26 protein-coding genes and 1 pseudogene are annotated in these 26377 nt (G+C 68.1%); 15 read left to right on the top strand and 12 right to left on the bottom strand.

Translation table 11 applies throughout. The features are described from left to right. Positions 1 to 200: 200 nt before the first annotated feature. Both IU476_RS26225 and IU476_RS26220 read left to right on the top strand, forming a co-directional pair. Entirely contained in the window at positions 201 to 1919 is a 1719-nt protein-coding gene (locus IU476_RS26225) for a PDR/VanB family oxidoreductase (RefSeq protein ID WP_228824370.1), read from the top strand. Between the two features lie 22 nt (positions 1920 to 1941). Then, positions 1942 to 2547, top strand: coding sequence for a PadR family transcriptional regulator (locus tag IU476_RS26220; RefSeq protein ID WP_195104413.1), 606 nt, complete (start codon positions 1942 to 1944; stop codon positions 2545 to 2547). A 75-nt stretch (positions 2548 to 2622) separates the two neighbouring features. Here IU476_RS26220 and IU476_RS26215 read toward each other — a convergent pair whose 3' ends face one another. Next, entirely contained in the window at positions 2623 to 3363 is a 741-nt protein-coding gene (locus IU476_RS26215) for an SDR family oxidoreductase (RefSeq protein WP_195104411.1), read from the bottom strand. A 59-nt stretch (positions 3364 to 3422) separates the two neighbouring features. Here IU476_RS26215 and IU476_RS26210 point away from each other — a divergent pair, with 59 nt between their 5' ends. Next, on the top strand, positions 3423 to 4007 hold the full coding sequence (locus IU476_RS26210) for a TetR/AcrR family transcriptional regulator (protein WP_195104409.1): 585 nt from the start codon (positions 3423 to 3425) through the stop codon (positions 4005 to 4007). A 123-nt stretch (positions 4008 to 4130) separates the two neighbouring features. Here the strand turns inward: IU476_RS26210 and IU476_RS26205 are convergent, their stop codons facing one another. From IU476_RS26205 to IU476_RS26195, 3 genes are all read right to left on the bottom strand, one after another. Then, positions 4131 to 4817, bottom strand: coding sequence for a PAS and ANTAR domain-containing protein (locus IU476_RS26205; RefSeq protein ID WP_195104407.1), 687 nt, complete (start codon positions 4815 to 4817; stop codon positions 4131 to 4133). A 110-nt stretch (positions 4818 to 4927) separates the two neighbouring features. Continuing rightward, on the bottom strand, positions 4928 to 6085 hold the full coding sequence (locus tag IU476_RS26200; protein WP_228824369.1) for a hypothetical protein: 1158 nt from the start codon (positions 6083 to 6085) through the stop codon (positions 4928 to 4930). A gap of 173 nt (positions 6086 to 6258) precedes the next feature. Continuing rightward, entirely contained in the window at positions 6259 to 7101 is an 843-nt protein-coding gene (locus IU476_RS26195; RefSeq protein ID WP_228824368.1) for a LysR family transcriptional regulator, read from the bottom strand. 102 nt (positions 7102 to 7203) lie between these two features. On the opposite strand from IU476_RS26195, the gene IU476_RS26190 reads away from it, so the two are divergent. After that, positions 7204 to 7929: an SDR family NAD(P)-dependent oxidoreductase gene (locus tag IU476_RS26190; protein WP_195104406.1), complete on the top strand. Its 726-nt coding sequence runs from the start codon at positions 7204 to 7206 to the stop codon at positions 7927 to 7929. 151 nt (positions 7930 to 8080) lie between these two features. Here the strand turns inward: IU476_RS26190 and IU476_RS26185 are convergent, their stop codons facing one another. The 8 genes from IU476_RS26185 to IU476_RS26150 form a co-directional block, all read right to left on the bottom strand. Further along, positions 8081 to 8512, bottom strand: coding sequence for a VOC family protein (locus IU476_RS26185; protein WP_195104403.1), 432 nt, complete (start codon positions 8510 to 8512; stop codon positions 8081 to 8083). A gap of 202 nt (positions 8513 to 8714) precedes the next feature. After that, a complete protein-coding gene (locus IU476_RS26180; RefSeq protein ID WP_195104401.1) occupies positions 8715 to 8912 on the bottom strand; it encodes a ferredoxin in 198 nt (65 codons plus the stop codon). Between the two features lie 13 nt (positions 8913 to 8925). Next, entirely contained in the window at positions 8926 to 10110 is a 1185-nt protein-coding gene (locus IU476_RS26175; RefSeq protein ID WP_195104399.1) for a cytochrome P450, read from the bottom strand. Continuing rightward, positions 10103 to 11668, bottom strand: a complete 1566-nt coding sequence (gene mhpA, locus IU476_RS26170; RefSeq protein WP_195104398.1) for a bifunctional 3-(3-hydroxy-phenyl)propionate/3-hydroxycinnamic acid hydroxylase MhpA — start codon at positions 11666 to 11668, stop codon at positions 10103 to 10105. The genes IU476_RS26175 and mhpA overlap by 8 nt, the downstream gene beginning before the upstream one ends. Then, a complete protein-coding gene (locus tag IU476_RS26165; RefSeq protein WP_228824367.1) occupies positions 11665 to 12006 on the bottom strand; it encodes a DoxX family protein in 342 nt (113 codons plus the stop codon). The genes mhpA and IU476_RS26165 overlap by 4 nt, the downstream gene beginning before the upstream one ends. A gap of 11 nt (positions 12007 to 12017) precedes the next feature. Continuing rightward, positions 12018 to 13931 (bottom strand): acyl-CoA synthetase, encoded by a 1914-nt coding sequence (locus tag IU476_RS26160; RefSeq protein WP_228824366.1) that lies wholly within the window; start codon positions 13929 to 13931, stop codon positions 12018 to 12020. Next, on the bottom strand, positions 13928 to 14866 hold the full coding sequence (locus IU476_RS26155) for a fumarylacetoacetate hydrolase family protein (protein WP_195104396.1): 939 nt from the start codon (positions 14864 to 14866) through the stop codon (positions 13928 to 13930). Before IU476_RS26155 ends, IU476_RS26160 begins: the two co-directional genes overlap by 4 nt. After that, on the bottom strand, positions 14863 to 15996 hold the full coding sequence (locus IU476_RS26150) for a VOC family protein (RefSeq protein ID WP_195104395.1): 1134 nt from the start codon (positions 15994 to 15996) through the stop codon (positions 14863 to 14865). Before IU476_RS26150 ends, IU476_RS26155 begins: the two co-directional genes overlap by 4 nt. Before the next feature lie 133 nt (positions 15997 to 16129). On the opposite strand from IU476_RS26150, the gene IU476_RS26145 reads away from it, so the two are divergent. The 11 genes and pseudogenes from IU476_RS26145 to IU476_RS26100 form a co-directional block, all read left to right on the top strand. After that, positions 16130 to 16789, top strand: a complete 660-nt coding sequence (locus IU476_RS26145) for a TetR/AcrR family transcriptional regulator (RefSeq protein ID WP_195104394.1) — start codon at positions 16130 to 16132, stop codon at positions 16787 to 16789. A gap of 207 nt (positions 16790 to 16996) precedes the next feature. After that, entirely contained in the window at positions 16997 to 17611 is a 615-nt protein-coding gene (locus tag IU476_RS26140) for a TetR/AcrR family transcriptional regulator (protein ID WP_324194349.1), read from the top strand. Between the two features lie 34 nt (positions 17612 to 17645). Then, a complete protein-coding gene (locus IU476_RS26135) occupies positions 17646 to 18512 on the top strand; it encodes an alpha/beta fold hydrolase (RefSeq protein WP_228824365.1) in 867 nt (288 codons plus the stop codon). Continuing rightward, positions 18509 to 19402: an alpha/beta fold hydrolase gene (locus tag IU476_RS26130; RefSeq protein ID WP_195104392.1), complete on the top strand. Its 894-nt coding sequence runs from the start codon at positions 18509 to 18511 to the stop codon at positions 19400 to 19402. The genes IU476_RS26135 and IU476_RS26130 overlap by 4 nt, the downstream gene beginning before the upstream one ends. Beyond that, on the top strand, positions 19402 to 20994 hold the full coding sequence (locus IU476_RS26125; protein WP_195104390.1) for an FAD-dependent monooxygenase: 1593 nt from the start codon (positions 19402 to 19404) through the stop codon (positions 20992 to 20994). The genes IU476_RS26130 and IU476_RS26125 overlap by 1 nt, the downstream gene beginning before the upstream one ends. Continuing rightward, on the top strand, positions 20991 to 22397 hold the full coding sequence (locus IU476_RS26120) for an amidohydrolase family protein (RefSeq protein WP_195104388.1): 1407 nt from the start codon (positions 20991 to 20993) through the stop codon (positions 22395 to 22397). The genes IU476_RS26125 and IU476_RS26120 overlap by 4 nt, the downstream gene beginning before the upstream one ends. Positions 22398 to 22599: 202 nt before the next feature. Next, positions 22600 to 23700, top strand: a complete 1101-nt coding sequence (locus IU476_RS26115; RefSeq protein WP_195104387.1) for a zinc-dependent alcohol dehydrogenase — start codon at positions 22600 to 22602, stop codon at positions 23698 to 23700. Next, a pseudogene (locus IU476_RS37240) lies at positions 23690 to 24211 on the top strand (DUF3500 domain-containing protein); the annotation flags it as partial. The gene IU476_RS26115 and the pseudogene IU476_RS37240, both read left to right, overlap by 11 nt. A gap of 1 nt (position 24212) precedes the next feature. Beyond that, the gene (locus IU476_RS36870; protein WP_324194348.1) at positions 24213 to 24866 is read left to right on the top strand and encodes a DUF3500 domain-containing protein; all 654 of its coding nucleotides are present in this window, start codon (positions 24213 to 24215) and stop codon (positions 24864 to 24866) included. 11 nt (positions 24867 to 24877) lie between these two features. Continuing rightward, the gene (locus IU476_RS26105) at positions 24878 to 25660 is read left to right on the top strand and encodes an HpcH/HpaI aldolase family protein (protein ID WP_195104386.1); all 783 of its coding nucleotides are present in this window, start codon (positions 24878 to 24880) and stop codon (positions 25658 to 25660) included. A gap of 206 nt (positions 25661 to 25866) precedes the next feature. Continuing rightward, on the top strand, positions 25867 to 26377 hold a 511-nt coding region (locus tag IU476_RS26100; protein ID WP_195104385.1), incomplete at its 3' end, for an MlaD family protein.

The raw sequence follows: 26377 nt of genomic DNA, 5'->3' as shown, positions 1-26377 counted from the left end.
CGGCGGATACTCGGCGGTTTCAGGGTGATCCCCGATGACGGGACGGCACATGCCCGAGATACTCGATTAGTCGATATCGACTAATCGAGGAGTCAGCAGTGCCGACCCGAACCGCGATCCGTCCTCCGTCCACCCCGCCGCGGCCTGCTCCGCCACCGGTGTCCGCTCGAAACATTTTGTGGGCCTTCGCGATTGTCGCGTTGGTCGCTACTCAGCTGCCGCCGGTGTTTCCGCCTTCCCGCCCGGCGGCGGTGGTGCCGGTGTGGTTTCTCCTGGCCGCGCTCAGCGGTCTTCTCGCGGCATTGATCACGCTGAGGCCCGAGTGTCCGCGGCCGCTGCTGCTGGGGCCGGGATGGCTGCTGATGGTCGCGACCGTGCTGCAAGCGTTCCTGATAGGGGATCTGGTGGCGATGTTCGCGACCTGGTTTGTGGTTCCGGCGGTTTCGCTGCTCGCCGGGCAATTGCGCCCGGGGCCGCGCAAAGCGTTGGTGGCCGCTCATGCGGTGGCGGCGGCGTGCTGGGTGGGCATAGCGCTCACTGTTACGGCGATGGGGTTCGTGGCCATGACCACGACCGACATCGGCATCAGCATGGCCACCTACGAGCTGATGACGGTTTTCGACATGACCTTGCTGCCGTGGGCGAATTTCGCCACCATACTCACCGGTTTGGCGCTCGGCGTCACCACCGGATGGGGGCTGGTCCGCTATTACTGGGTCGCCGTCAAATTGAGCATCGCGGTGGGAATTCTGTTCCTGGCGTTCGGATTCCTGCACGACACTCTCGAACGGGCCCATCGGCAGGCGGCCCAGCTGGCCGCGACCGGCGGCACGACCGCGCAGCTCACCGCCGACGCCGCGGTGGCCTTCTGGGGATTCGGGACCTCGCTGCTCGGATTGGTGGCGGCCTTGCTGCTGTCGCTGTACAAACCGGGCGGGAAGACCAGGCGGGGCCGTCGGCTCCTACCGGTGCGCGCGTCCGGCCGAGATATCCGGGTCACGATCGCCGATCGACGCGAAATCGCCTCGGACACTGTCGCTCTCACGCTGCGGCCGACCGAAGTCGAGCAGTTGCCGGAGTGGGAGCCCGGAGCGCACGTCGATCTGGTGCTGCCCTCGGGCCGGGTGCGCCGATACTCGCTCCACGGTGATCCGGCCGAGCACGCCATCTACCGGATCGCGGTGCTCAACGAGCCCGCCGCACGCGGCGGCTCGACCGAGATCCACAGCTTGCGGCCGGGAATGCGCGTCGGTATTCGCGGACCACGCAACACCTTTCCCCTCATCGACGCACCCGCCTACCTGTTCATCGCCGGCGGTATCGGTATCACTCCGTTCCTGCCGATGATCGATCGGCTGCAGCGCCGCGGCGCGGACTGGCAGCTGATCTATCGCGGACGATCGCTGACCTCCATGGCTTTCGCCGCCGCGCTGCGCGGTCGATACCCGGAGCGGGTGCGGCTGTGCCCCGCCGACACCAGCGCCCGGCCGGATCTCGACGCGGTCATCGCCGCCGCTCCCCGCGGCGTGGCGGTGTACTGCTGCGGTCCCGAAACCTTGCTTCGTGCGGTGGAAACCGTTGCGGCGCAACACCCCGACGCGATCGTGCGCACCGAACGGTTCGCCGCGAGCGATCGGCCCCACTCCGACAACGCGCCGTTCGAGGCCGAGTTGCGCCGCTCCGGCGTCGTCGTGAAGGTCCCGGCGGACCGCACCCTGCTCAGTGTCATCCAGGAGGTCGATCCCACGGTGGCGCTGTCCTGCGAGGACGGCGTCTGCGGCAGCTGCGCCACCAGGGTCCTGGCCGGGCTGCCCGATCACCGCGACGACGTCCTGCAGGCTGGGGAAAGGGAACGCGCCGATATCATCTACCCCTGCGTATCCCGCGCCCGCGGCGAGCGCATCGTGCTCGACGTGTAGCCGATCGAATCAGGAGGGTCTCGTGGCCGCTCGACGAGACCCCCTGCACAACCCGCTCGCGCTGACCGTGCTCGCGTACCTGATCGAGCGTCCTATGCATCCCTACGAAATAGGCAAGCTCCTCAAACAGCGCAACGCCGACCGAAATATCGATTACAAGCACGCTTCGCTCTACATGGTTGTCGACCAACTCGCCCGTGCCGGATACATCGCCGCCGCCGGCACCGAACGCGACGGCGCGCGCCCCGAACGCACCCTCTACACCCCCACCGAGACCGGTGAAACCCGGCTACGGGAACACCTCCGGGAAATGGTCGCCGTTCCCGGCAAGGAGTATCGGCAGTTCGAGGCCGTACTCTCGCTGATCGTGGTGCTCCGCCCCGAGGAGGTGCCCGCGCTGCTCGAGCAACGGCAGCGCGCTCTCACTCGGCAAGCCGCGCAACAACGTTCCGTTCTCGCGGCAGCGCACGATGTCGACCAGCTGTTCCTCATCGAATACCACTATCGCCTCGAATTGATCGAAGCCGAACAGCGATTCATCGACCGATTCCGAAACCTCATCGAGCGCGAACCTGCCGCCCTGGGACCGTTCTGGCAACAATTGCACGGCCACCCGCCGATCGGTTGATATCCCGGGCGGACACGACTCAGCAGACCGAATGGCCTTTCCGGCATGTATCCGGCCCGCTGACGAGCGGTTTGCTCAGCCCTGCCGAGTCGGTCGAATGGTCAGGTCACCGATTTCGACGTCGTGCGGCTGGTCGATCGCGAAGGCGATTGCCCGTGCCACTGCGGTGGGGTCGATACCGAGTTCGGCCATGTTCTGCCTGGCCTGCTCACGTACGGCTGGATCGTCGACCGCGTGGTCGATGAGTTCGGTGCGCACATAGCCGGGAGAGATCGACGTCGTGCGCAGAACCCCGTCGGTGCTCTCCTGCCTCAGGCCTTCCAGGAGGGTGCGGACCGCGTTCTTCGTCCCGGCGTATACCGCTTGGGTGGGAACGATCTTGAGACCGGAGGTCGAGACGACGGTGACGAGGTGGCCGCTGCCCTGGTGACGGAACACCGGCAGCGCGGCGGCGATGCCGTGCAAGACCCCTTTGACGTTCACCTCGACCATCGCCGACCAGCCCGCGACGTCCAGGTCGGCGACGGGACCGATCCTGCTCACCCCGGCGTTGTTCACCAGCACGTCCAGCCGCCCGAAGCGTTCGACGGCGAGGGTGACGAGCGACTGGAGGTCGGTGGGCTCGGTGACGTCCACCCTGGTGTCGGCCGCCTCGCCGTCGACGGCTTCGATCTCGGCGACCAAACGGTCCAGCCGGTCGGTGCGGCGGGCACCGAGCGCGACGGCCGCACCGAGTGACGCGAGATGACGAGCCGTCGCTTCACCGATTCCGCTGCTGGCACCGGTGATGGCGACGACTTTGCCGTGGATGGCCATGAGGATCCTCCGCCTAGAATGGACATATGTCCGGTTACACCGACCACACTAGCGGACACATGTCCGCTTCTGTCGGCAGCGGCGAACCACGGCGTGCGGACGCGCAACGCAACCGCGAACGGATCCTCCGGGCGGCCCGCGAACTCGTGCTCCAGCCAGGAGAGTTGAAGCTCAACGCCGTCGCGAAAGCCTGCGGTATCGGGCAGGGCACGCTGTATCGGCATTTCCCGACCCGCGAGGACCTCCTCGCGGAGGTGTACCGGCGCGAGATGGACGAGCTCGTCGCGGCGGCCGCGCACCTGCTCGAAACCCATGGGCCGCTGGATGCGCTGGCGGCGTGGTTCGACCGCGTGGCTGCCTACGCGCGGGTCAAACGCGACGTCTTCGCCGCCGTCGAGGCCGCGACGTGGCGTGACCTCGCCGCCCACAGCCTCGGACCGATCGGTGACGCCGTGGAACTGCTGCTGGCCGCTGGGCGCACGACCGGCGATGTCCGCGCCGACGTCGAAGCCCGCGACGTCATCGTGCTCATCAGCTGGCTGTCGCGGCTCGACGACGCCGAACTCGACGCGCGCGCACCACGATTGCTGTCGATCCTCATCGACGGTCTCCGCGCGAACCACACCAGAGGCGATACGCCGTGAAGGCGACCTCCTCGGACCAACCGACCCAGCCGATGCCTCGCCGCAAGCAGCGGCACGGATTCGTTCCGCGCCGGTCTCGGTCTTCGTCCAGTTCCGACACCAAGCCGCGCGGCGGGCGAGGTGTCAGTCGGCCGGTTCGGGGTCGAGCCCGTGGTGTGCGGTCAGTAGCAGATGGTCCATCCGGGACCGAAGCTGGACCTCGTCGCCGGTGACGTCGCGCAGATTCGCCATCAGCCGGTGGGCGAGGGCGCGCAGTTTGGTGTTGGTTTCCTGAGACCGCCAGCGCAGCACCGCGAACGCGTGGTCGGCGCTGATGCCGTACGCGAGCATCAGCGCGCCCTTGGCCTGCTCGATCACCGCGCGGGCATCGACCAGTTGCGGGAGCACGTCCTCGATCGCCTCGTTGCGGTATTCGTTCGCGGCGGCCGACAGGTCGATGTAGTAGCCCTGGGTTCCGGTCACCGTGCCGTGGGCATCGGCCATCGGCTCGGACACGACGAGCACCTCGTGAGTTCGTCCGGCCGTATCGATGATGCGATGCCGGCTCGAGAACGCGCCTCCGTCTTCGACCGAGACGATCATCGCTTCCAGCCGGTCACGGTCGTCGGGGTGCTTGTGCGACAACAGCAACTCGGTCGTGGGCTGCGTGTCCGGCGGGTGACCGTGCATACGCGCGACCTCGGCCGACCATTCCCACTGCCGCGCCCGGAACCAGTAGCGAAACCGGCCGACCGCCATCGGGTCCCCCACCCCCACGACCCGTTCGACGAGATCCTTCTCCCCTTGCGATGCTTCGGCGCGGTCAGCCATCCCCACAGTATTGTCGCTGTCGCGCCGATCGGTTGGTCGATAGGCGGGGTTCAACCGCGCCCAGGCCGGGACTACGCCCGCCACCGACGCGACAGGCTGACCCTGGCGCTTCAGCTCAGGTCGGTGACCACCGCGGCGTGCAGATCCAGGAGACTCGGGATTTGTTCGGCCGGGCGGCGTCCCAGGCCGCATTCGGTGGCTATGCCGAAATTGTCGATCACACCGCGCGCCGCGGCGATCCGCCGGCGCGCGCCCGCGTGGCCGTCGGTAGCGTGCACCAGTCCCAGATAGAGCCGGGTTCGCGCGGGCAGCCGAAGTGTCGACAGCGGCTCGAAATAGGCGCGGTCGGCTCTCGCTCGCGGAACCGGCATGTGCACCCAGTCGACTTGCCGCGCCAGCGAATCCAATATTCCGGCGGTTACCGCGACCATGCGACCGGTGTCGGCCGGTTCCGCGAAATGCTGATGCCCGAAATCGCCGTAGCACAGGTGGTACCCCAGTTCGACGTCCTCGGGTACCGCATCGCCGAGCCGGACCAGGCGCTCGACGACCTGCGCGAGCTGCTCGGGATAGTCGGCGCCGAACCAGGAGGGGAATATCCCCTCGAATATGGCGAACTCGACCGGACAATCCCACTGCACCGCCAGGTCCGCGCGGGGGATCGCGGCCACGATCTTGTGGAGTTCGGCGAAAATCGCGGCCTCGTAACGACTTTCGAGCACATCCTGCGGGTCTCCGACGAACGCCCCGACGACCGAGATCGGCGACGGCAGGCAAACCTGGAACCTGACGCCCGCGTCGATGGTCCCGTCCTCGCGGAGCTTGCGGAAGACCTGCCACGAGTCGAGCGCGGCGTCCGCGTAACCGAGCGGTCCGAAATCTATTGTGGCTGCATCGATGCCCGGCCGCGGCCGCACCCGGGCACTCGGCCCGTATTCCGGACTCGGCGGCGGCGCCATCTCGAGATCCGGGTGGGCGGCCATGCGCGGCAACTGCCAAACCGTGAAGTTGTCGCGCTCGCCGACCTCCCCGTCGGGAATGCGGGCCAACCACGGACCCAGCCGCCGCGCCGCCGCGGTGAACACCGCTTCGGTATCCGCCAACGGAATACTGCCGCACAAATGCACATCGCCACGGACCATCATCGACTCCTCGCGCAATCGGCTCTGTCCGCGGCGAAGTTCGAGACGAGCGGCAGCGGATCCGCCGACATCGAAACATATCGACACCGCGGAACTGTTTTCCCAAGCACGGGAACCGCTCGACAATGGCCGCGATGTCTGTACTCGGTTGGGCAATTCCTATGCGTCGCCGACAATTCCGGGTTCAGTCGCGCCGCCACACAGCTGCACCTGAGCCAGCAGGCGCTGCGCGTCGGTCGCCAAGTTGGAATCCCAGCTCGGCGTCACGCTGTTCGACCGCACCCGGCGGCAGGTATCGGCTAGAGGTGTAGTGCGGTGCGGACGAGGTCGGCGACGGCTTTGGATCTGCTGTGCGGCGGCCAGGCGATGACGGTGGTGACCGCCGGCGCGTCCGGTACCGGCACGACGGAGTGGTCGTCGCGCAAGTGGGTTCGGACGGACTCCGGCATGACCGCGCAGGTCCGGCCGAGCGCGATCAGTTGGATCAGTTGGGTGTGGTCGCGAACCTGCGGGCCGGGGCCGTCCGGATAGCTCCCGTCCGGTCGAGGCCAGCGCGGCAAGGGCAGATCTGTCGAGGCGGATATTTCGGCCCAGGACAGCTGGGTCCGGTTGGCGAGAGGATGACCCGCGGGCAGGACCACGACCTGCTGTTCGGTGTACAGGTCCTCGGTGTCGAATCCGGCCGTCGAGTCGAAGGGCCGGTGCAGCAGGGCGACGTCGGCGCGACCGTCACGCAGGAGTCTTTCCTGTTCGCCGGGCCCGCACAGCAGCACCTCGACGGCGACGGCGCCCGGTTCGGCGGCGTAGGCGTCGAGCAGCTTCGACAACAGTTCGCTGGACGCTCCGGCCTTCGTGGCCAGCACTACGCCCGGCTGATCGGCGGCAGCGCGGCGAGTGCGGCGTTCCGCGGCGTCGACCGCGTCGAGGGCGAGCCGGGCCTCCCGCAGCAACACCGACCCGGCCTCGGTCAAAGTGATCGCGCGTGAAGTGCGGTGCAGCAGAACGACTCCGAGCCGTCGTTCCAGTTGCTGGATCGCCCGCGACAGCGGTGGTTGCGCCATCGTGAGCCGTCGCGCCGCCCGCCCGAAGTGCAACTCCTCGGCGACGGCCACGAAGTATCGCAACTCCCGCGTCTCCACCATGTCATCGTATCCGGCGCTTACCACGGCCGATACCCGTGCGGTATCGCCGAGGACCCGGTCGGTCTTGGACGCGCTGTTCGAGGCCGGGCCAGGATCGACGGTATGAGTACACAGAAGATCGCGCTGGTGACCGGCGCGAACAAAGGCATCGGATACGAGACCGCGGCCGGCCTCGGCGCCCTCGGCTGGCGAATCGGTGTGGGCGCGCGGGATGCGCACCGCCGCGACACCGCGGTCGAGAAGCTCCGCGCGACCGGAACCGATGCGTTCGGCGTACCGCTCGACGTCACCGACGACGCGAGTGTGGCCGCCGCGGCCGATCTCGTCGCCGACCGAGCCGGGGGCCTCGACGTCCTCGTCAACAACGCCGCGATCACCGGCGGCATGCCACAGACGCCCACCACGGTCGATCCCGCGATCGTGCGAGCTGCCGTGGAAACCAACGTGATCGGCGTCATCCGCGTCACCAACGCGATGCTGCCCATGCTGCGCGCCTCCGCGGCACCGCGCATCGTGAACATGTCCAGCAGCGTCGGCTCGCTCACCCTGCAGACCACGCCCGGCGCCGAGACCGGCCCGATCTCCGCCGCGTACTCGGCGTCGAAGACCTTCCTCAACGCCGTCACCGTCCAATACGCGAAAGAGCTGAGCGACACCAACATCCTGATCAACTGCGGCTGCCCCGGTTTCACCGCCACCGACCTCAACGGCTTCCGCGGCCACCGCACCCCCGAACAGGGCGCGGCGATCGCGATTCACCTCGCGACCCTCCCCGACGACGGCCCGACCGGCGGATTCTTCGACGACGCCGGAACAGTGCCCTGGTAAAGGCTCACCGGCAGTTTCGCGGTGGAGGCAGGCGGCGGTTCCGCTGGTGTGCGCCCTCCTCGTGACCTGTGTTCCGTCTCGCATAACGTGTGTCCAGCGGGTCGCCTATTCCGTATCCGACGCTGTCACAACCGGTTTCGCGACCCGGGTGTCACAGCGGGGCGGTGAGTTCGAGGTGGATTCCGTCGGGGTCGGTGAAGGACATGATCGCGATTCCGAATTGGTCCATGTCGGTGATCCGGCCATGGTCGATGCCCGCGTCGTCGAGCCGGGCGGCGGCGCGGAACAGTTCGTCCTTCGAGGGGACGGAGAAGCTGAGATGGTCGAGCCCGACGCGTTCGGAGTCGAATCGATCGGTGGCCGGTGCGACCGGCCGCAGGCCCAGCAGCATTCCGTTGGCCTGGAACACGCACCCGCCGTACAACCGGTAGGGGTCGGTGCGGACATCGGGATCGGCTGGGCTGCCCGGTGATTCGGCGACGACCTCGAATCCCAGTACATCCTGATAGAAGGCGCGGGACCGCTCGATGTCGGTCACGGTCAGGCGCACGTGGTGGGTACCGGTGGTCGCGAGGAGAGGCATATCGAGAACTTTATGGTCGCGCCTCGCCGATCAGCAGTGTCGGAAGCGACACGTTCCGTACTGTTCCCGCCAGTGCCTTTCCGGTGGGGTCCGGGACGGGGGTGAGTGCGACGATCTCGTCGGCGCCGTGGGAGCGCCCGCAACTCGCGGGCCGCGGTGACACCAGCGATGGGCGCACCGACGACCACGGCGTGACGCTCGCTCACGACGATGCCCGCAAGGCTGCGACCGGACAGGAAACGATGGCCGCACGAGCGGCGTCGACCTGGTCGCCGGGCACTTCGCCGCCGGCGAAGTGATAGATCAGTTCGGCGTCGTCGTCGAGACCGAACACCGCCGGGGCTTGTTCGGCGCACAGCCCGTGTCCCTCACAGCGGTCGTAGTCGATGATGACTTTCATCGGAGTGCCTCCTTCAGGCAGGGAAGAGTCGCAGCGGCAAACGCGCGTAACGGTGGATGATGTTGTTCATCGCCCATTCGGGCTCTCCGGCCACCTCGATGCGGTCGACGCGTTCGATCAGCGCACGCAGGATGGCTTGGGTCTCGAGGCGGGCGAGTCCCTGGCCCGCGCAGCCATGGGTGCCGTGGCCGAATCCGAGTTGACGGGCGGCGTCGCGGCGAATGTCGAAGGTGTCCGGGGATTCCCATTCGAGTGGGTCACGATTGGCCGAACCGTAGATGACCACGACCCGCGCTCCCGCCTCGATCGGCGTTCCGGCGATCTCGGCATCACGGACCGCTTTGCGTGAGAACGCGCGGATCGGAGATTCGTATCGGACGACCTCGTTCACCGTGTTGGGAATCAGCGACGGATCCGATTTCAGCAGCCGCCATTGTTCGGGATGGGCGGCCAGCAGCGACAACGCGCTCGCGATCGCGCTGATCGTGGTGTCCAACGACGGCGCCAAGTAGTCGATCAGCACGGCTGGACACTCGGAGCGTGGGATCGTGCCCTCGTCACCGGCTCGCAGCACGTCTTGTCCCGCCCCGCCGGGCAGGATGTCGCGATCGCGGGCGAGCCGCCGAGCGAATCGCATCATCTCGATGCCGGAGGGCGCGGATCGCACCGATTGCTGGTTGATGGGTCCGAGCGCGTCGAAAGTCGCCCCGGCCCAACGTAAAAGGTTCTCGCGGCCGTTGTGCGGCCAGCCGATCAAATCGGGCACGATCGACATCGGGAGCGCGGTCGCCAGTTCGACACCGTCGATGCGACCTTTCGCGGTGGCGGCGGCGACGACCGCGTCCGCCTGCGCGTCGACGGCTTCGCGCATGGTGCGGAGTGCGCGCGGAGTCAGGTGCGGGGACAGCAGCCCTCGACGACGGGCGTGGTCGGCGCCATCGCTGTTCAAGGTGGTTCCGCGCGAGAGCCGGTTGGTGATCGGGTTCAGGCCGACGCCGGCGCCGGAGACGAACGTCGCGTCATCGCGCAGGACCTGCTTGCATTCGGCATACCGCGGCAGTGCGTAGACCTTCTGGCGGGCGAGCCACACCACCGGGCCGAGCTTCCGCAGTCGTTCGTAGTGCGGATAGGTGTCCCGAATCGCCTGCGGCGAATACAAGTCCGGCTCGTAGCTGGGTACATCGACGTGCTTACGCATCGAAACTCCTGGAAATATCGGGACGGCCGTCCGCAGCGGGAACGGAACTCGGTGTGAACCTCGGTACTGATGTGCACAGCGCGGACGGACTTCTTCCGCAGCTCTGCACGCTGCCGTCCGGTCGAACCAGGACTGCGGTCGGACCCGCGCGCCGCAACCAGCGGTACAGCTCCGTGTGCGGGGCCGGGCGCAGCACGACGCCGCCGCGTTCTGCCACGGTCGTCCGGTCCCCCGGCGACGGATCGGCGAGGGTGACAACGGCGTAGCGGCCCGCGATGACATCGTCGACACGCCGCCGGTCCCCTAGAAGGCCGTTGGGCACCAGCCGGCCGGACAGACCTCGGCGTAGCGGCGGCGCCACGACGAGCGCTGAGCGATGCAGCGGCGGAGACTCGCCGTTGGCGACTATCCGGGAGAGGCCGGGTATCCAGTGCAGCCTCGGCGCGATGAGGCGGCGCAGCCGGTTGCCGAGTTCACCGCCCTCGGTCATCGTCAGTCCGGTGAGCTTGGCGAGCCGGATCATGGCACGCGCGTGGGGCTTTCGCTCGGCTTCATAGGTATCGAGCAGAGTGTCGGGCAGGTGGCCGTGCAGCACCCCGGCGAGTTTCCAACTGAGATTCGCCGCATCTCGCATACCAGCTCCCATGCCCTGCCCGATGAAAGGGGGCGTGAGATGCGCGGCATCGCCGAGCAGGAACACCCGTCCGCGCCGCCATCGATCGGCCAGCTGCGCACGGAATGTGTACTCCGCGACCCGCACCAATTCGACGCTCTCGCGGTCTTTTCCATCGAACCACGGCGACAGCAACGGCCAGAGCCTGGAGATGTCTCGGTAATCCGCCACCGTTTCGGTGGGACGCAAGCGAAATTCCCACCGATAGCGGGTCGGACCGATGCGCATGTAGGTCGCCGCCCGTCCGGGATCGCAGACCTGGTGCACACCGTCCCATTGCCCCAGCTCGACCGGTGTGGCGATGTCGACGACGAGCCAGCGCTGCTCGAATCGCAGATTCCGCATGCGCGCGCCGATGGCCGCGCGCACCAGGCTGTGCGCGCCGTCGCAGCCCAGAACGTAGTCCGCCCGAACCGATTCCACGGCACCGGTGGCCAGGTCGGTGAAATCCACCCGGACATCGTCGAGTTCCTCGGTCACGGCGGTGACCTCGGCGTTCCCGCGCAGCGTGACGGCCGGACAGCGGTCCAGGTTGGCGCGCAGGAGCGCTTCCAGCTCCGGTTGATCGAACAGATTCGCCTCGGGGAACCCATTGCGTCCTCCGGACGGGTCGCGATCGAACTGCGCGAGTACCCGGCGATACGGGTCGACCAGGCGCAGCCCTGACGCGGGCCGCGAGATGGTGTCGAATTCCGCACCGATGCCGAGACGTTCGACGATTCGCCGGACCTCGCCGTCGAGGTGGACCGCCCGCGGCTGCGGGTAGACCCCTTCCCACCGATCCAGGACCAGCGATTCGACGCCGTACTGCGCCAGCAGCGTGGCCGTGGTGAGCCCGGCCGGACCCGCACCGACGATCACGACCGGGACAGCCGGCGGGCTCACGAGAACACACCCGCCAGCGTGACGACGTACGTCACGGCAACCACTGCGGAGACCGCGGCGGGCGCGATTTCCGTTGGGCCGTCATTGTTTCGGAGGTGTGCGGCGATCGCACCGGCCATCAACAGCACCAGCCCGCTCCCCGCCGCCACGCCGATCGACGGGAAGGCGAGCCCCAGCAGCACACCGCCGGCCGCGGCGGCCTCGACCGCACCGATCCCGCGATATGCGGCTGTCGAGTACCCGAGCCGCTCGGCACGCCTGCGCATCGAGGCGACCGCCAGCAGTTTGCCTGCTCCCAAGGACGCGAATTCCGCCGCGAGCAGGCCCGCGAGCACCATCGACGCGATTCTCATTGCTGTACCTCGAGTTTCCAGTCGATCGCGTAGCGGCCGAGCGTCGCCTCGGCCGCGGTCCGATCGGCGTCGGGCGCGACCGTGACGGTGGCGACGATCGTCCCGTCGTCGACCACGGCGTTGACGCCGCAGATGCCGGAGATCGTGGCGAGCGCATCGAGCAGTTCACGGCGGGTCGCGTCCGCGCGCAGACCCAGCTTGTAGGGTTTGCCGACGTCGGTGACGGGCAGCGCGTCGAGGAACGTGACGGTTCTGGGCGCGGCCGCGCGTTCGTGCACGCGCTCGGCGGCCCACGCCACCAAGTCCTCCTCGGTGACATCGGTACCGGAGGTGACGACGTAGGCGACCGGGACCTCACCGGCGTGCGCGTCCGGTCTGCCCACCGCTGCGGCTGCGCTGACCTGCGGGTGGCTCAGCAACGCGTCCTCGATCGTCGCCGGATCGATATTGTGCCCGCCCCGGATGATGAGATCCTTTGCGCGACCGTGCAGATGAATGAAGCCGTCCTCGTCGAGGTGAGCCAGATCTCCGGTGCTGAGCCAGCCGTCGACCACGGTGCCCAGCCCGTCGAGATGGTGGCCGTGTTCGTCGTGGCCGGTCACATACCCGGCGAAAACGGTGGGCCCGCTGATCACCAGCACGCCGGTCTCCCCCACCGGCAGCCGTTGCCACGGTCCGTCCTCGGCGGTGCGGACGACCCCGACCTGCTGATAGGGCATGCGCTGCCCGACCGCGCCGGGTCGCGGCAGGTCGGGGAAGCTGCGCGCGGTCGCGCAGGTGGCTTCGGTGAGCCCGTAGCCCTCCACCAGGGTCACGCCGGTGTGGCGCTGGAAGTTCTCGCGCACCGCGGGTGGCAGTGGCGACGCACCGACCATCGCGTAGCGCAGGCTCGAGATGTCGGCGTCGACGCGACATTGCGCCAGCACCGCGTACACCGTCGGCACCGCGCTCATCGCGGCGATTCGGAAGTGCGCCACAATCTTCCAGAATTGGCCGTACAACGCGATGTCCCGGTACCCCAGCGGACCGGCCCACACCACCGGCTGGCCGCGGAACAGCGGCGCGAGCAAGGTGACGACCAGAGCGTTGACGTGGAACAGCGGCAGCGCGGCGAAGATCGCGGAGTCCTCGTCGAGCAGGGAGTTGGCGGCGATCATCCAGGCGTTGGCGACCTCACCGGAGTGACGGTGCGCCGCCAGCTTCGGCACGCCGGTCGTCCCGCCGGTATGGAACAGCGCCGCCAGATCCGCGGCCGCGGGTGGCTCACCGCGGAACCCGGTCGAATCCTGTTGGGCGGCAAGGACGTCGAGGTAGCCGATCAGCAGATCCCCGATCGGGGGCAAGAGCGGAGCAGGATCCGGGGCGGCTGTCGGACGCAAGACCAGCAAAGCATCCAGCAGCCCGTGGGCGGCCAGATCGCTTGCCGCGGTCCAGATATCGGGTGCGAGTTCCGGGCCGGCGCAGATCAGAACCCGAGCCCCCGAACGGCGCAGCAGCTCGGCGACATGGTGCGGTGACAGACCGCCATTGATCGGCGCGGCGATGCCCGCCAGCTGCGCGGCGAGGGTGGCGGGGAGCAACTGCGCACAGTTGGGCGCGATGAGCGCGACCGCATCGGTGCGGCGCGCGCCCAGCTCGTGCAGCAGGTTGGCATATCGGTGGACCTCGGCCAGCAGTTCGGAGTAGGTGCGCCGCAACGGCTCTCGCCAATGCTCCGCGTCCGGCAGCACGGTCACCGCGGTCCTTCCGGGCCACCGTGTCGCCGCGCGGGTCAGCAGGTCGTAGGCGGTTTCGGGTAGCCCGCGTGCCGCCAACGGCACGGCTTCGACGGCCGTGAGGTCTTCCGGACCGGCGTAGCGGGGCCAGAGCAGTTCCTCGGTCGAGGTCGCGATCATCGATCGGTCGGTCATCGGGCGTACCTCACGATCGTGCGCTGACGACCCAGGTCGATGGCGCCGTCGTCGGTGCCGATCGCCGCCTCGACCACGTCGCCGTCCTTCAGATACTTCGGATTCTTGGCCTGGCCACGGAAGAACAACTGCCACTTGATCTTCGGCGGCAGCAGCGAGCCGATGATTTCCGCCACCTTCGGTGGCGCGCTGATGGCGGTGCCGACGGGAGTGCCGGTCAGCAGCAGGTCCCCGGCATCCATCCGTTGAAAACGAGTCAGCTCCCGCAGGGCCTCCACCGGCCGGTAGATCATGTCCGCGACCGTCATGTTCTGCCGCGGTCGACCGTTGACCCACAGCCGCAGCCGCAGATCCTCGAACCGCTTCAGCTCATCGGCGTCCAGCAGCACCAGCTCCGGGCCTACCGGAGTGAAGGTGGGGTACGACTTCGCCTCGTAGAACTGCGTTTTCGGCAGCTGGACATCGCGGGCCGAGATGTCGTTCGTGATTACCAGGCCCGCAATGTAGTCCGCGAGGTTCTCCGCCGAGACGTCGGAGCCGACCGGCATGTCGCGGCCGAACACGAGGCCGATCTCCACTTCGTAGTCGAGCAGCCGCACGTGCGCGGGCCGGATGATGTCGTCGTGGGGTCCGCTGATCGATCCGGAGGCCTTGCGGAAGAAGGTCAACGGTACGGTCTCGGGATCCATGCCCGAGTCCTTCACGTGCGAGACGAAATTCGTCATCTGCGCCACGACGCGGCACGGTGCGGTCACCGGAGAGATCAGCGAAAGGCTTTCCGGCGGAACGGTGTCCGAACTGGCGGCTGCGGTGGTGATCGCGGCACGGTCGGCCAGCAGCTCCCGGGTGGTCGTCGCGACCGTGTCGACGCGAGCCGCGCCCGCCGGTGTTCGCACCCACCAGGCGTCGGCGGTGCGGAGGACGGATGTGCTCATGAATTGGCCACTTTCCACAGGCCGCGCAGGCGGCGGAGATCGAATTCGTTGTCCTCGCGCAGCGCGTCGAGGGTCGAGCGCACTTCGCGCAACGCGTCGAGACCGGGCTTGATGCCGAGGAAGTCCTTGGTCGCGGGCGGCCCCCACTGCGCCAGACCGGAAGCGCTCATCGGCGCCCAGCCCGGCTCGAGGGTGCAGTCGAACATGTCGCCGTCGCTGAAATGCTCGACCAGAAAGCCGTCGGGATCGCGCCAGTAGTCGAAGATCTGGCTGCCCTGAATGTGGCGGCCTATCCCCCACGATCGGCGATAGCCCTGCTCACGCAGATATTCGCCACCGGCCGCGAGCGCGTCGATGTCGGCGACCTGATACGCCGAGTGCACGTAGCGGTTCGACGGTCCCAATGTCAGCGCCAGTGTGTGGTGATCCGCGGGCACCGAACCGCGGTCGCAGCGGATGAAGCTCATCGCCGGACCGCTGTCACGCTGACCCGGGTAATAGAGGAAGTCGCTGACGATCAGACCCAGGTGCTCCAGATACCAATCGAGCGTCTCCCGATACCTCGTCGTCTGGACCACCACGTGACCGAGCCGCTGCACGCGCGCCGGTACCCGAGGCGGCCGCTGGGTGTCGTTGACGCGCGACACCTCGTGCCCGACGTTGAGCAGACGTGGCCGCTGGCTGGGCAGGGCCTCCAGTTCGTGCGTGCCCGCGACCACCCGTACGCGCAGACGGCTCGGGTCCGCGAGATCAACGGTCGACCCGCCCAGCGACTCCGGCAGCGCCACGGCTCGCGTGCCGGTCGCTTCCGCGAGTCGCAGCAGGTCGGCGGAATCGGCGGCCCGGAAGGCCGGACCGAGGAAACGCGAGCGGCCGCCACTGCGGACGAGTACACAGGGCGAGCCCGGGTCGGTTCCGCGCAGTTGCACCTCGTCGGCCGTCCGCATCGCGGTCGTGAACCCGAAAGCGTGGGCGAAGGTTTCCGCCGCGTCCAGATCGGGCTTCTCGAACTCCAGCCAGGCCAGGTCGAGCACCTTGATCACGGGATTGCGCGCACGTCCGGGATGCTCGCCCGCCAGCGCGCCGTGCTCGCTGTGTAATCCGGCGTGTGCATCGTGATGGCCGTTCATCGACCACCCCCTTCCATGTACTGACGGTATCGTCACTTACGAGAGAGGCGTCAGTCAATAGGTTTTGACGATTCCGTCAAAATTGAGTGGCAAGGTTACGATGGCGGGCAAGCACGCCAGAGAGGGTGAATCGATGACCGCAGGCAACGGTTCGGAGCCCAACCGCCTCGAACGCCGCAAGGCACGCACCCGTGCCGCACTGGTCGGAGCGGCGCAATCCCTGCTGGCCGAGGGCAAGCTCAACGTGCCGATCCTCGAGATCACCCAGGCCGCCGACGTCGGAATGGGCTCGTTCTACAACCATTTCCAGAGCCGCGAGGAACTGTTCCGAACCGCCGTCGAGGAGGCGCTCGACCACCACGGCGCACTCCTGGACCTGTTGTGCGACGACGTGGAGGATCCAGCCCAGGTCTTCGCGCAGAGCTTTCGCCTCACCGGCCGCCTGCACCGCCGAAATCCCACCCTCAGCAAGGTCATTCTCAACGACGGGCTCAACCTCGCAAGCTCGGACAAGGGTCTGGCGCCCCGGGCGCGACGTGACATCGAGGCCGCGGTCGCCGCCGGGCGTTTCGACGTTCGAGACCCCGAGCTGGCCATGACCGTCGTCGCCGGCGTCGCGATATGCCTCGGGCAGCTGCTCCACGCCCAGCCGGAACGCGACGATGGCGAGGCCGCCGATCAGGTAACCGAGGACCTGCTGCGGATGTTCGGCCTCCCACCCGAGGAAGCTCGCGAAATCTGCCGGCGCCCCTTACCCGCACTGGACGAAACCCTCGGCAACTCGGCCGCCTAAACGCAGATACCTGGCTCATCGTCGATGCCGAGCAGCCGGAGCCGATTGCCCACATTCCCTATCGGTGGCGACGCGCTCCTCGGCCACTGCCGCGCGGCCCGGTGTTGAGACACTGGGACGGTGACTACTGCCGATTCCAGCGCCCCATCCGCCTCCGAAGGCAAAGCGCGTCGCGCTCCCGGGCGGCCACGACTTCCGTTCGATCGAATCATCGACGCGGCGTTGCGCATTGTCGACGAGGAGGGGGCCGAGGCGTTATCGATGCGCACGCTCGCCCAGCGACTGGACACCGGTACCGCGACTCTCTACCGTGCGGTGGCCAACCGTGGCGAGCTGGTGGCGCATGTGGTGGACCGGGTCTTCGGTGAGATCGAATTCGATCCCGTGGCGGTGCGGGAAATGGACTGGCAGCAGGCGTGCCTGACGGCGGCGCAAGGGCTCTTCGACGTTCTGAGTCGTCATCGGCGCATCGCGCCATTGCTCATCGAACAGGTGCCGGTCGGCCCGAACGCGATGCTGCATCGCGAGCGTTTTCTCGAGTTCTTGCTGGCCAGCGGCTTCTCTCCGGTGACCGCGGCACGCGCGTATGCCACCATCGCCCGTTTCGTCCTGGGGTTCGCGGCGCAGTTGCCCGCGCACGACGAACTGGCGCAGGCGGAGCCCGCGGCGATCGCCGCGTTCTACCGCCGCCTCGATCCGGCCACCTTCCCGGCCACGCTGGCCGTTGCCGATGTCCTGCCCTCGGGTCGGCTCGAGGAGGAGTTCGGCTTCGGTTTGCGGTTGCTCGTCACCGCGCTGTCGGGTTTGCGCGACGAGGCTTGACGACTCTCCCAATTTCGGCAACACTGTTGCCATTATGATGGCACGGAGAGCAGCCGACGATTACATCGACGCGGACTCGCGCTTCACCACGGTCGACGGCGCGAACATTCATTACAAGCGGGCCGGAGCGGGACCGCCGGTGTTGCTGCTGCACGGCAGCGGTTCCTCGTTGCATCACTTCGACAAGGTCGCTGCGGCGTTGTCGTCGTCGTTCGACGTGATCCGCCTCGACCTGCCGGGGTTCGGGCTCACCGGTCCTCGTCGTGATCGCGACTACCGCATTCGTACTTACGTGGGCACGGTGGCGGGTTTTCTGGACTCGCTGGATGTGGCGGAAGCCTCGCTGGTGGGCAATTCCCTCGGTGGCAACATCGCCTGGAACTTCGCGTTGGATCATCCACGGCGGGTGCACCGGCTGGTGCTGGTCAACGCCACGGGGTATCCGGGGAAATCGTTGCCGCTGGGTTTGCGCTTGGCGCGGAACCCGGTGACCAGAGTGCTGATGCGTCATTTGGTCACCCGTTCGGCCACCGCGCGGAATCTGCGCTCCACGGTCGGTGCGGGTAATACCGCGATCGTCGATGACGCCATGGTCGATCGGGTGTATGCGATGTTGACGCGCAAGGGCAATCAGCAAGCATTCATCGACTTCGCCAACACCGAGCAGGCCGACCGAACCGCAGAGATCCCGCGGATCGCGGTGCCCACACTGGTGCTGCGCAGCGCGGGGATGGACGCCCAGCATTTCGCCCGCGACATTCCCGGCAGCCAGGAAGCCGTTCACGACGGCGGCGGCCATCTGCTGCCGGAAGAGGCGCCCGACTGGGTGGCCGACCGGATCGGCCGATTCCTGAGCACCCTCCCGCACCGCGGGCACGCCGGACAGGAGGGGCGATCGTGAGATATTTCGTGGCACGTGGGGAACACCGGCGTCTGGATCCGGATACCCGAAAGCCGTTGCGCGGCAGCTTCGTCGAATGCTCGGACGGCGTCACGCACTACGAGCTGACGGGTCCGGGCGACGGCCCGCTGGTGGTACTGGCGCCGGGCCTGACGGTTCCGCTGTTCTATTGGGACGGCCTGGCCGCGGAATTGCACCGGCAAGGTTTCCGCACCCTGGCCTACAGCGCATACGGGCGCGGCTATTCCGATCGGGTCCGCGCGGTCTACGACGACGCGCTGTTCGTCCGCCAACTGTCGGATCTGATTTCCCGGCTCGGTCTGACCGGGCCCTGGCACGTCATCGGCACGTCCATGGGTGCGGTGGTCGCGGCCGCCTTCGTCGAACAGCATGTCGAGCAGACCGCCACCTTGACCCTCGCCGGTCCGGCGGGACTCGAGCCGCCGATGGCGGCGACGAAACTGCTGCGCCACGATCGGGTCGGCGCGCTGGCCGGCCGGTACCTGGGCGGTCGCCTGCTGCGCACACACCTCTCGCACAACGTGCGCGATCCGCAGCTGTCGGCGAGGCTGTCGGCGACCGTGGAGTCCTGTTACGAGTTCGAGGGCTCCATCTACGCGCTGTTCGCGACGCTGGCCGACTTCCCCCTCACCGGACGGCAGGACCTCTATGCCCGCGTGGGCGGGCTGCCGGTGCCGTCGCTGCTGCTGTGGGGGGCGGACGATCGCGTCACCCCGATGGCCCGGATGGACCAGATGCGCCGCCTGCTCACTCCCACCCGTTGGCACGTCCTCGAAAGATGCGGACATATGGCGCCTTACGAACGACCCGGAGAGGTGGCGACCGAGTTCGATGCCTTCGCCCGCCGTGCGGGACAGGCGGTGCTGTGATGGCCGCCGATCACGTGGACGTGCTCATCGCCGGTGGCGGCCCCACCGGTACGGCGCTGGCGGTGGATCTGGCTCGGCGTGGGCTGTCGGTGCGGATCCTCGACAAGGCCGAGCACGCCTTCGCCGGTTCGCGTGCCAAGGGCATCCAGCCTCGCAGCCTCGAGGTGCTCGACGACCTCGGTGTGCTCGATGACATCCTGGCCGGTGGTTCCGGTTATCCGTTGATGGGAATTCATCTGGGCCCCTTCACAATTCCCTGGCGCATGCAAGCACAGCACGATGCGTCCACCGAGATCCCCTACCCGAATACCTGGCTGATACCGCAGCACCGCACCGACGCCGCACTGCACGCTCGGCTGGAGACTCTGGGCCGCGGTGTCGAATTCGGCCGCGAACTGATCGCTTTCGAACAGGACGCCGACCAGGTGGTGGCCACGGTGAGCCATGCCCGAGGGACAGAGGAGATCACCGCCCGCTACCTCGTCGGCGCCGACGGCGGTTCGAGCACGGTCCGCAAGAGACTGGGGATCGGCTTCTCGGGGTCCACCGACGAGGCGGATCGGATTCTGCTCGTCGACGCCGAGGTGTCGGGGTTGCGCCGTGACCGCTGGCACGTCTGGCCCGGGCCCCGCGGCCGGTTCGTCGGCGCCTGCCCGCTGCCACATTCCGGCCGGTTCCAGTGGATGATCCGCCTGCGCCCGGACGAGGAGCCGCCGTCGGACGAAGCAGCCGTCCTGGCACGGATCCGCGCGCAGACCGGCGACGAACGAATCCGGTTGTCCGCCATCACATGGACATCGGTGTTCCGGCCCAACATCCGCCTGGCCGACCGCTACCGCTCCGGCCGCGTATTCCTCGCCGGTGACGCCGCCCATGTGCATACCCCGGCGGGCGCGCAGGGCCTCAACACCGGGATCCAGGACGCCTACAACCTCGGCTGGAAGCTCGGGCAGGTGCTGGCCGGCGCTCCCGAGGCGCTGCTGGACAGCTATGAGGCCGAACGACTTCCGATCGCGGCCGCCGTGCTGAAACTGTCGACGGGCAAGTACGAAGGCCTCGGCAAGCTCGATCCCTCCAGCATCAAACGCGGCAAGGACGAAAGCCAGCTCGCGATCTCCTACCACGGCGGCCCGCTGGCCTCCCACGCCCAGCACACGGCCACCCTCCGGGTCGGGGACCGCGCACCGGACGCGAAGCTGCTCAGCGCCGCGGGCGGGCCACGGCGACTGTTCGACATCATGCGGGGCCCACATTTCACCGTCATCGGCTTCGGCGCCGAGGCGGCCGCCGAACTGACGGCCTTGCGCCGGCCCGAATCCGGTGCCGCGCTGTGCCGGGTGGCCGTGGACGCGGGGCCCGCGGCGGACGCCGAGGTGGTCCTCGCCGACATCGGCGGTGGTTTCGCGCGCAGCTACGGTGTCGCAGATCCGGCGCTGCTGGTGATCCGCCCGGACGGTTACCTCGCTTCGATCGCGGTCGGCGACGATCGCGTAGGCATCACCCAGGCCGCGGCGCACAGCATGATACCGACCCGCACGCGGGGAGAATCGGTGTCCGGTCGCGCTCGCCGGAAGCCGGAAGGCAGCGAATGAGCCGAATCCTGTTGCGCGGGGCCAAGGTGGTGACGATGGCACCGCACCGCGCAGACGCCGAGGACATCGATATCCTCATCGACGGCGACCGGATCGCGGAGATCGGCAGCCGTCTGCGGGCCGACGACGTGGAGACCGTCGACCTCTCCGGCAGGATCGTCATCCCGGGACTGGTCAACGCCCATCTGCACACCTGGCAGACCGCGCTGCGGTTCGCCGGTACGGACTGGACTCTGCCGGACTACCTCGCGCAGGCCCACGGGGTGGCGGCACGGCACTATCGCCCCGACGACATGCGGATCGGCACGGCGGCGGGCGCTGTCAGCCAGATCAACAGCGGTGTCACGACGATCGGCGACTGGTGTCACAACTGCGGCACGCCCGAGCACGCCGACGCCGCCGTCGAGGGATTGCGGCAGGCCGGTGTCCGTGCGGTGTTCCTCCACGGCACCCCACACGCGCTGGTGGATCGCCCGCACGACACCCGCGAGATCGACCGCCTGATCGACGGCGCGATCGGTGCGAGTGATCTGTTGTCGGTGGGGATGGCGATCAAGGGACCGCAGTTGTCCAAACCCGATGTCGCACTGGCCGATCTGCGGGCCGCCACCGAGCGCGGAGTACTGGCGTCGATGCATCAGAGCGCGGGCGCGCCGGGCGCCGGCTGGGAGGCGGTACGCGCCGCGGGCCTCTGGAGTCCGCTGACGAACATCGTGCACGGCACCGGCCTGACCGACGACACCGTCCGGCAACTGGTCGACGCGGGCGCCACCATCACCTCGACACCGGAAAACGAACTGGGACAGGGACATTGCACCGCCGTGGTGGACCACCTGCTGCGCTGCGGGGCGGCGCCGTCGCTGGGCACCGACACCGAGGTCGTGGTCGCGGGGGACATGCTCGTCGCGGCCCGGCTCTGCCTGGCACAGCATCGCGGCGCCGCGCACGCGCACGAATACCGGCGCACCGGACTCGGCGCACCACAGATGCCGCTCACAGCTGGACACGCGCTGTCGTGGGCCACACTGGAAGGCGCTCGCGCGCTCGGTCTCGCCGACCGGATCGGCACGATCGAACCGGGAAAACAGGCCGACCTGGTGATCCTCGACGCGCGCATGCTCAACCTGTGGCCGTCCCACGATCCCGTTGCCGCAGCGCTGAATTCGACGACGGCCAACGTCGAATCGGTCATGATCGCCGGCGCCTGGCGCAAACGCGATCACGTCCTCCTCGCCGGGCCGGTAGACGAACTCATGGACGAGCTGCGGAACTCCGGCGAACGCATCCTCCGCGAAATCCGCGGCACGGGCTTGTTCGCCCGCGTACAGCGACGCGTGGTGCGGCAAGTGGTTCGCCGGCAGCTCCGGCGCCAGGCACAACAGCGCGGGCGACCACAGCCCTGAGTCACGCCCGGCGCAGACCTGCCGGGCGACGCGAGGACCGTGTCGGCCTCGCCACCACCCTCAGCCGACGCGATTCGAACCCACGGCGGCGGACTCTTCATCGCCGTGCGCACCGTCGGGCTTGAAACCGTTGCGGGACAACATTATTCAATACGGGCGTGCAGCTCAGCTCTGCTGCCCGAATCCACCAGGGAGGCCGTGAATGCCCTCGGAGACAATGCGGGCCGCCGTCCTCGGCGAGCCGGGCACGATCACGACGACACAGCTGGCGATACCCGAGGTAGGGCCCGAGGACGTGCTGGTCCGGGTGCGGCGGGCGTCGTTGTGCGGGACGGACCTGAAGATCCGGAGCTCGAGCTTCTTCGGCGGCGCCCCGCCGCCGCCGGGAACCTTCGTCCCGGGACACGAGTACGCGGGTGTCGTGGTGGCCGTGGGCGACAGCGTCGACGAGTTCACCGTCGGCGACCGGGTGGTGAGTGAGTCGCATCGCGGGTGTATGCGATGCGTCAACTGCCTGGCGGGCTTCTACACCGATTGCCTGAACTACGGCAGACCCGACAAGGGGCATCGGTGCCAGGGCATGACCGTCCACGGCGGATTCGCCGACTATGTGGTCAATCACGTGTCCACGCTGCATGCGCTTCCCCGCTCGGTCACCTTCGACGCCGCGGTGGTGCTGACCACCGTCGGGTCGGTCATGCACGCCTTCGACGTGCTCGGTTCCCTGGTCGTGGGCGCGAGTGTCGCCGTGATCGGGCCCGGCCCGATCGGGCTGCTGGCCGTACAGGTCGCACGGCAACTCGGGGCGCATCCGGTAGCCCTCGTCGGTACCCGCGACAACCGGTTGGCGCTGGGCGGACGATTCGGTGCGGGGCTGGTGGTGAACTCGCGCACCGACGATCCCGTCACCGCGGTCCGCGATCTGACCGGCGGGCGGGGCGCCGACATCGTGCTCGAATGCTCGGGCGCCGCGGCCGCGGTGGACGACGCGATCCACATGACCAAACGCTCCGGCAAGGTCGTGCTCGTCGGTTTCTTCGACCAGCCGGTGACCGCCGACCTCAATCACGCCGTCATGAACGGCATCTCACTGCATACGGTGCGCGGCGAAGGGCAGGGCTCGGTCGCGCGAGCCGTCTCCCTGGCCGGGCAGGGCCGGCTGGACACCGACGCGCTCGTGACCCACCATTTCGACCTCGAGGACATCGGCGAGGCGTTCGACACCTACGCCGAACGCCGCGGCGACGCCATCAAGGTGATGCTCGACGTGTCCGACGCCACGGAACCGACCGATGGCCGGTGAACATCCCGCTCCCTCCCGTCCGACGCCGGGAACCGGACCACGCGAGCTGGTCGCGGCCGCCATGCGGCGGGGGGCCGCGGCATGGCTGGACGCGCTTACCTCCCGGCAGCGCCTCGACGCGCTGATCGGCTCACCACTGACGCCCGACGCCGACGCCGAGCGGCTGCGGTGGTTCTACACACCGACCGACCACGGCGGGCTGGCGCTGGGCGAGCAGTCGCCGCGGCAACAGGGCCTCGCGATGCAGCTGGTGGCGTCCGGCCTGTCCCCTGCCGGATACGACACTGTCGCAACGCTTGTCGGGCTGGAGAACATCCTCGACCGAGTCGAGGGCTGGCAGACCCGCTGGGCCCGCGAACGAGGCCGCGATCCGGGACTGTACTGGCTCAGGGTCTTCGGGACGCCGGGCGGGCACGTGTGGGCGTGGCGGTTCGGTGGCCATCACATCTCCCTGAACTACCTGATCATCGACGGCGCGATCGTGTCGATGACACCCTGTTTCCTCGGCGCGGATCCCGCCGGCGTCGCGCTGCTGGGCGGATCGCTCCGGCCCGCTGGGCGGGCTCGAGGACATCGCGTTCCGCCTGCTCCGGTCCTGCGATCCCGAACAGCGCGCCCAGGCTCTGCTTCATCGGTCGGCAGTCTCGGACATCGTGTCCGGCAACAGAGCTCGGGTCTCGCACGGCGATGCGATGATGCACATGCAGCAGCTGTGGCGAGGGCGGTTCGCCGATGCCGAGCTGATCGCACGTGTCGACGAGATCGATCGGCGCGCGGAAGCGGCCAGTGGCTACACCGAGTCCGACCACGCCGCGCTGGCGATCTCCGTTCCGCCCAAGGGGCTCGCCGCGCGAGCCTTCGACGCTGCCCAGCGCGACGAGCTCCGCCATCTGATCGCGCTGTACACCGGCCGCATGCCCAGCGCTCTGGCGGAGGTGCTCGCCGACCGCTACACGAACGCCGCGGCGCTCGATGACACCTACTTCGGCTGGGCAGGCGGTACCGCGCCGGGAGAGCCCCACTACTACCGGATCCAAGGCCCCGACCTGCTCATCGAATACGACAACACCCAGCGCGAGGCCAATCACGCGCACTCGGTCTGGCGAGATCTGTCCGCCGACTTCGGCATCGACAGCCTCGCCGCACATCGACACCACCACCACTAGAAGGAGCTCACATGACCAGCGAATCACCGCACGGTGACAGCGGATTCGCCGGCCGGCTGCGGTCGGGCCACCGGGCCGTCGGCTACTGGGTGGTCTGCGACAACCCCGTGGCGACCGAGCGGATCGCCACGACCGGCTACGACTACATCTGCCTCGACGCCCAGCACGGACTGATGGAGTATCGAGGCCTGCTCGCCGGGATCACTGCCATCGACGCCGCCGGAGTCGCCGCCCTGGTGCGGGTGCAAGCCAACGACCAGTTCTGGATCGGCCAGGCCCTCGACGCCGGTGCGCGCGGGGTGATCGTGCCGATGGTCGACACCCCTGCGGAGGCCCAGCAGGCCGCTGCTGCCTGCTATTTCCCGCCGACCGGCCACCGGAGCAACGGAGCACTGCGCGCCGGATTGCGCATCGGGCCCGCGCCGGCCCGAGCCAATGCCCAGATCGCGTGCGTGGTGATGATCGAAACCGCGTCCGGGCTGCGCAACGCCGCGGAGATCGCCGCGGTCGCCGGGGTCGACGCCCTCTACATCGGCCCGTCGGATCTGCGCCTGGCACTCGGCGGCGCCAGCCCTACCGACCCCGCTGTCGACGCGGAATTCGACGCGGCGGTGCGCACCGTGCTCGAGGCCGCGAAAGCGGCCGACAAACCCGCGGGCATCCATTGTCCGGATGGTCGCACCGCGCGCCGACGCCTGGAGCAGGGCTTCACCTTCGTCAGCGTAGCCAACGACCTGATGCACCTGGAGCGAACGGCCCGCGACCACCTCGCGGACGTGCGCGGCGCCCATTGACGCTCGACTGCCGCCGCGTACTATAACGGCAACAGTGTTGCGAGAACCCGTTGACCAGGACTTGTTATTTAGGTTACAGTGTATCCGAAAATACAAAGTGTCTGTCCCCAACGGATGCTTCACCCCGCCGTGCTGCGTCGCGAGTCGAGTTCGAGCTGGTCCCCGCCGTCGCATCCGGCTCTTTCACCTGCCTGGAGAACCAGCGAATGACTTCCGCTCTCCGCGTCGGGCTGATCGCATACGTCGGTGTCGCGGCACTGCTCACGGTCAGCTGCGCGTCGACATCGAACCCGATCGCCCACAGCACGCACATCACCGCGGACTTCCGCAATATCGCCGGCATGTTCGAGGGCAATCCGATCACGGTGCTCGGCCTCGAGGTCGGCAAAGTGGACAAGATCGTGCCCAAGGGGCAGTTCGTCGAGGTCCACATGGTCGTGAAGAGCGACGTGAAACTGCCGAAAGACGTGACGGCCGCACTGATCTCGCCGTCCATCGTCACCGATCGCCACATCGAACTCACCCCCCGCTACACCGGCGGACCGACCCTGCCGGACAAGTCGCACCTCACCGTCGAACGCACCCGCACACCGGTCGAGCTGGACACGATGATCAAGACCATCGACCAGTTCGCCGACGCGCTCAAACCCGCGCCCGGCGAGAAAGAAGGCCCGCTGTCGGGCACCCTGCTCTACGACATGGTCAACGGCCAGGGCG

The organism is Nocardia blacklockiae (assembly GCF_015477355.1).
GTDB classification, from domain to species: domain Bacteria; phylum Actinomycetota; class Actinomycetes; order Mycobacteriales; family Mycobacteriaceae; genus Nocardia; species Nocardia blacklockiae.
The sequence above is the reverse complement of the archived record's forward strand: the minus strand, read 5'-3'. Positions and strand labels throughout refer to the sequence as shown.

Excerpts from the sequence above, each read along its gene's own strand:
- IU476_RS26125 (WP_195104390.1), top strand. The coding sequence starts at position 19,402 with ATGGCCGCCGATCACGTGGACGTGCTCATCGCCGGTGGCGGCCCCACC.
- IU476_RS26155 (WP_195104396.1), bottom strand. The coding sequence starts at position 14,866 with ATGAGCACATCCGTCCTCCGCACCGCCGACGCCTGGTGGGTGCGAACA.
- IU476_RS26120 (WP_195104388.1), top strand. The coding sequence starts at position 20,991 with ATGAGCCGAATCCTGTTGCGCGGGGCCAAGGTGGTGACGATGGCACCG.
- IU476_RS26215 (WP_195104411.1), bottom strand. The coding sequence starts at position 3,363 with ATGGCCATCCACGGCAAAGTCGTCGCCATCACCGGTGCCAGCAGCGGA.
- IU476_RS26150 (WP_195104395.1), bottom strand. The coding sequence starts at position 15,996 with ATGAACGGCCATCACGATGCACACGCCGGATTACACAGCGAGCACGGC.
- IU476_RS26210 (WP_195104409.1), top strand. The coding sequence starts at position 3,423 with ATGTCCGCTTCTGTCGGCAGCGGCGAACCACGGCGTGCGGACGCGCAA.
- IU476_RS26165 (WP_228824367.1), bottom strand. The coding sequence starts at position 12,006 with ATGGTGCTCGCGGGCCTGCTCGCGGCGGAATTCGCGTCCTTGGGAGCA.
- IU476_RS26190 (WP_195104406.1), top strand. The coding sequence starts at position 7,204 with ATGAGTACACAGAAGATCGCGCTGGTGACCGGCGCGAACAAAGGCATC.
- IU476_RS26195 (WP_228824368.1), bottom strand. The coding sequence starts at position 7,101 with ATGGTGGAGACGCGGGAGTTGCGATACTTCGTGGCCGTCGCCGAGGAG.
- IU476_RS26135 (WP_228824365.1), top strand. The coding sequence starts at position 17,646 with ATGATGGCACGGAGAGCAGCCGACGATTACATCGACGCGGACTCGCGC.
- IU476_RS26180 (WP_195104401.1), bottom strand. The coding sequence starts at position 8,912 with ATGAAAGTCATCATCGACTACGACCGCTGTGAGGGACACGGGCTGTGC.
- IU476_RS26105 (WP_195104386.1), top strand. The coding sequence starts at position 24,878 with ATGACCAGCGAATCACCGCACGGTGACAGCGGATTCGCCGGCCGGCTG.
- IU476_RS26160 (WP_228824366.1), bottom strand. The coding sequence starts at position 13,931 with ATGACCGACCGATCGATGATCGCGACCTCGACCGAGGAACTGCTCTGG.
- IU476_RS26115 (WP_195104387.1), top strand. The coding sequence starts at position 22,600 with ATGCCCTCGGAGACAATGCGGGCCGCCGTCCTCGGCGAGCCGGGCACG.
- IU476_RS26185 (WP_195104403.1), bottom strand. The coding sequence starts at position 8,512 with ATGCCTCTCCTCGCGACCACCGGTACCCACCACGTGCGCCTGACCGTG.
- IU476_RS26145 (WP_195104394.1), top strand. The coding sequence starts at position 16,130 with ATGACCGCAGGCAACGGTTCGGAGCCCAACCGCCTCGAACGCCGCAAG.
- IU476_RS26175 (WP_195104399.1), bottom strand. The coding sequence starts at position 10,110 with ATGCGTAAGCACGTCGATGTACCCAGCTACGAGCCGGACTTGTATTCG.
- IU476_RS26205 (WP_195104407.1), bottom strand. The coding sequence starts at position 4,817 with ATGGCTGACCGCGCCGAAGCATCGCAAGGGGAGAAGGATCTCGTCGAA.